The sequence below is a fragment of the Streptomyces viridosporus genome, assembly GCF_002078235.1.
GTDB lineage: Bacteria > Actinomycetota > Actinomycetes > Streptomycetales > Streptomycetaceae > Streptomyces > Streptomyces viridosporus.
Genome location: NZ_MSGP01000215.1, coordinates 1 through 501 on the forward strand (window position 1 = coordinate 1; position 501 = coordinate 501).

General features: G+C 75.2%; 1 protein-coding gene. It reads left to right on the forward strand.

All coding sequences use genetic code 11. The features are described from left to right. The coding region (locus B7L92_RS15820; protein ID WP_143626332.1) for a PP2C family protein-serine/threonine phosphatase at positions 1 to 501 on the forward strand (501 nt) is incomplete at both ends.

A 501-nucleotide genomic window follows, 5' to 3' on the forward strand; every position in this document is an offset into this window, starting at 1 on the left:
CTGCTGCCCCTGGCCACGGACCACGCGCGTGTCCTCGGTCTGCTGAACGGGGCTCTGCTCACCTCGCACCACACCCGCTTCGCCACGATGGTGCTGGCCTCCGTCCGGCGCCGGGACGACGTGGTCCACCTGCGGCTGACCAGTGCCGGGCACCTGCCGCCGCTCGTCGTCCGCGCCGACGGCACCGTCGAGGAGCTGCCCACGTACGGCACGCTGGTGGGCGCGCTGCCGGAGGTGAGCGCGCGGACGGCCGAGACGGTGCTCGCTCCGGGGGAGACCTGCCTGCTCTACACGGACGGCATCACCGAGGCCCGCGGCGGGCCGCTCGGCGACGAGCTGTTCGGCGAACGCCGCCTGCGGCAGGCCCTGCCGGAGTGCGCGGGCATGCCGGGCGAGGCGATCGTCGAGCACGTGCAGATGCTGGCCTCCCAGTGGCTGGGGTCCGGCCGCCACGACGACATGGCCACGGTCGTCATCAGCGCGCCCCGGCCCGGTCCGCCG